Origin of the sequence: Streptomyces sp. SID14436 (assembly GCF_010548465.1) — a bacterium.
GTDB lineage: Bacteria > Actinomycetota > Actinomycetes > Streptomycetales > Streptomycetaceae > Streptomyces.
Map to the genome: position 1 here is coordinate 1 of NZ_JAAGMD010000564.1, position 3,374 is coordinate 3,374.

Sequence of the window (3,374 nt, forward strand, 5' to 3'; positions counted from 1 at the left end):
GCCTGAGCCTGGCCGAGCTGGGGATCGACGCCCGCGGGGCCGACCCCCGCCCCGCCACCGCGTCCGACGAGACGCCGGACGGCGGTGCGACCGAACTGCCGCCCACCCGCACGGCCGACGGCGGCCCGGGGGCCGGCGCGCCGCAGTCGTCACCGTCGGCGGACGCATCCGGATCGGCCTCGCCCTCGGTGTCCGCGTCGGAGTCCGAGGACGCGGAGCCGGAGGAGACGGACCCGGCCGACGAGGAGAGCGGGCCGCCCGCGCAGGACACCTCCGCCCCCCGCCCGACGAGCGCCCCCACCCGCACGGCCCCGGCCGACCCCGGCACACCGGACGACCCGGAGCCGACGACCGAGGAACCGGACCCCGAGCCGGAACCGGAACCGACGAAGACCTGCAACCGCTTCCTGTGGTGGTGCACGTAGGCCGGCACGGACCGGTCACGAAGGCACCGGTGGCGTGCCGGTCGCCCTCGCCACCGCCTCGCCCGAACCCTCAGCCGCGCAGCTCCCGCAGCGTCGAACGCCGCGCGGACCAGGCCCTGTCAGCGGCATCGTCAGCGAGAGACGCCTGGACCGTGCTGTCCGCTCCAAGGGAGGCGGTCCGTGTCTTCCTCGAAGGCGGGAACGGGCTGCGTGAGACACGGGGTGGGCGGCAAGACCTCAAGACCAATCGAGGAAGGATTCCTCAGCCGCACGGTAAAGACTCTCAAGACGCCGGTCCTTCCTGTTCACCCCCTCCTTCTCGACCCGCTCGTCCAGGGCGTTCCGCAGTCGAGGGAACCCGTACTTCTCGGTATCAGTGAAGGATTCCTTCTCGGCGATCTTGTGGAGTATGCCGGTGGCCCGCCCGAATTGCCGCATCATCCCGAGCGGTCTGTCCGTTTCCCCTGTGGGAGTGGCAGTAAAGTCCCTGCGCGTGAGCGCGTCGATTTGTCGAGAAATAATGTTGAACTGTGATTCATAGACGACGTCGAAGGCGTCGGAATCCGCACCCAGCTTGAAAATGAAGTCGCTCAGATCAGCAACCGATACGCTGAGATTGTTCGGCTCGGTGGCAAAATCTGCGTCTGAGTAATCGACATCGACTTGGAGAATGTCGGATACGTCAGAAGAGTAGTGGGAGAGTGCGTTCCCGAGATTCTTCCGAATGGCCTCCGGAACGACAGTCGTCTCGGACTCCGTGTAAGCGCTGATCACGCGCTCCGTCATCCTGACCTGTTCCACGGAGTGCCGGTCAGTCGTCCGGGGAGCATCTTCTCCTGCACGACGCCCTGTCATGGCAGACTCCAACGCTTCACCACACTTGGTGAGCGGTCCCGAATCCTCGCTCGACTCCGACGAAACGAGACTCCAGCAGAACTCCTCACCAGGATCCGAGGCATCATCATCCGACAAGATGAAAATGCTGCCGCTCACGATCAGGGCAGCGATGACCGTTGCCGTGATCGCCAACGGTGAGCGATATATATTCCGTCTCTCCTCCGCCGCTTCAGGCATCAGCCCTGCTCCCCCGTGGCTGCCTTGGATCCGCCAAGGCCGTCGTCATACGATCCTCTCACCGTAGCGGTCACCTCTGCGGCGATCGCGGCCAGTCCCTCGTGCTCGTCGAATTGCTCGGGAGCGTCGGTCAGCCGTCCCGCAGCATCGTCCGCAGCGCGTCCCGCAGGGCGACGCGCTCCTGCTCGGACAGGCCCGCCAGTGGCTCCCGGGCGAACCGCAGGGACTCCTGGAGGCTGCCGGCGACCCGCCGGCCCTCGGGCGTCGCCGCCGCCAGCTTCACCCGACGGTCGCCCGGGTCGGGGCGGCGCTCCACCAGGCCCCGTGTCTCGAGCCGGTCCACGATGCCGGTGACGTTCGACGGCTCGCACTTCAGCCGCTGCGCCAGCCTGCGCATCGGCAGCGGCTCCAGGGACAGCAGGCTCAGCAGCCGCGCCTGGGCGCCGGTCAGTGCGTGCTCGGCGGCGGCCGACTCGTACTCCTCGTGGTAGCGGGCGACGACCGCGCCGATGAGCTCGACGACCTCCAGGGTCAGGGCGTCGGGTCGGGAGCTGTGCGGTGGGGCCATGCCGTCCAGGGTACCTACTTGCTTGACATCCTGAAATATTCAGGCGCATGGTTGTTTCAGGTGCTGAAGTATTTCCAGGAAAGGTGCCCCGCATGACCGACGCCCCCGCACTCCCCGCCACCGGCCGCGCATGGCATCTGCTCAGCCGCCCCGTCGGCTGGCCCGAGCCCAAGGACTTCGACCTCGTCGAGTCGGAGATCCCCGCGCCCGGCGAGGGCGAGGTGCTGGTCCGCAACGCGTACCTCTCGGTGGACCCGTACATGCGCGGCCGGATGAGCGCGGCCAAGTCCTACGTCGCCCCCTACGAGCTCGGCAAGGCCATGCAGGGCGGCGCCGTCGGTGAGGTCATCGCCTCCAACGCCGAGGGCGTGGCCGTCGGCGACCACGTGCTGCACTTCTACGGCTGGCGCGAGTACGCCGTCGTGGAGGCGAAGAACGCCGTCCGCGTCGATCCCGAGGCGGCACCCCTGTCCGCGTACCTGGGCGTGCTCGGCATGACCGGGCTCACCGCCTACGCCGGACTGCTGCGCACGGCCTCCTTCAAGGAGGGCGACTCCGTCTTCGTGTCCGGTGCCGCGGGCGCCGTCGGCAGCCAGGTCGGGCAGATCGCCAAGCTCAAGGGCGCCTCGCGGGTCATCGGCTCCGCCGGCTCCGACGAGAAGGTCGAACTCCTCGTGAAGGAGTACGGCTTCGACGCCGCCTTCAACTACAAGAACGGCAAGGTCAGCGACCAGTTGCGGGAGGCCGCCCCGGACGGGGTCGACATCTACTTCGACAACGTCGGCGGCGACCACCTGGAGGCGGCCATCGGCTCCCTCAACCGGGACGGCCGGATCGCCGTCTGCGGGGCGATCTCCGTCTACAACAACACCGAGCCCGCGCCCGGCCCCCGCAACCTCGCCCGCCTCATCCAGACCCGCGGCCGCATCGAGGGCTTCCTGGTCGGCGACCACTACGACCTGCAGCCGCAGTTCGTCCAGGAGGTCGGCCCCTGGATCCGCTCGGGCGAGCTGAAGTACCGGGAGACCGTCGTCGAGGGCATCGAGAACAACCTCGAGGCGTTCCTCGGGGTCCTGCGCGGCGACAACACCGGAAAGATGATCGTCAAGCTCTGACGGCATCGTCAGCTCTGACGGCACCGCCCGCCCGGCCACCATGAGGGCCGCACCCCGGATGCCGGGGTGCGGCCCTCACGCCGGTCACAGCGCCAGGGCCGCCCGGTGCGCCGCCCGCACCAGCCGCTCGTTCTCCGGGGCCGGCCCGCCGGGGAAGGCGCAGCGGCGCCGGGTGCAGCCGTAGGCCAGGCC

3 protein-coding genes and 1 pseudogene are annotated in these 3,374 nt (G+C 68.9%); 2 read left to right on the plus strand and 2 right to left on the minus strand.

All coding sequences use genetic code 11. The annotated features are described in order from the left end of the window. Window positions 1–425 (plus strand): annotated as a pseudogene (locus G3I53_RS19730) (hypothetical protein); the annotation flags it as partial. A 237-nt stretch (window positions 426–662) separates the two neighbouring features. Here G3I53_RS19730 and G3I53_RS19735 read toward each other — a convergent pair. Then, on the minus strand, window positions 663–1,499 hold the full coding sequence (locus G3I53_RS19735; RefSeq protein ID WP_164338571.1) for a hypothetical protein: 837 nt from the start codon (window positions 1,497–1,499) through the stop codon (window positions 663–665). A 130-nt stretch (window positions 1,500–1,629) separates the two neighbouring features. Then, on the minus strand, window positions 1,630–2,067 hold the full coding sequence (locus G3I53_RS19740) for a MarR family transcriptional regulator (RefSeq protein ID WP_164338572.1): 438 nt from the start codon (window positions 2,065–2,067) through the stop codon (window positions 1,630–1,632). A 92-nt stretch (window positions 2,068–2,159) separates the two neighbouring features. On the opposite strand from G3I53_RS19740, the gene G3I53_RS19745 reads away from it, so the two are divergent. Continuing rightward, the gene (locus G3I53_RS19745) at window positions 2,160–3,182 is read left to right on the plus strand and encodes an NADP-dependent oxidoreductase (RefSeq protein WP_164338573.1); all 1,023 of its coding nucleotides are present in this window, start codon (window positions 2,160–2,162) and stop codon (window positions 3,180–3,182) included. Window positions 3,183–3,374 lie beyond the last annotated feature (192 nt).

Excerpts from the sequence above, each read along its gene's own strand:
- G3I53_RS19735 (WP_164338571.1), bottom strand. The coding sequence starts at position 1,499 with ATGCCTGAAGCGGCGGAGGAGAGACGGAATATATATCGCTCACCGTTG.
- G3I53_RS19740 (WP_164338572.1), bottom strand. The coding sequence starts at position 2,067 with ATGGCCCCACCGCACAGCTCCCGACCCGACGCCCTGACCCTGGAGGTC.
- G3I53_RS19745 (WP_164338573.1), top strand. The coding sequence starts at position 2,160 with ATGACCGACGCCCCCGCACTCCCCGCCACCGGCCGCGCATGGCATCTG.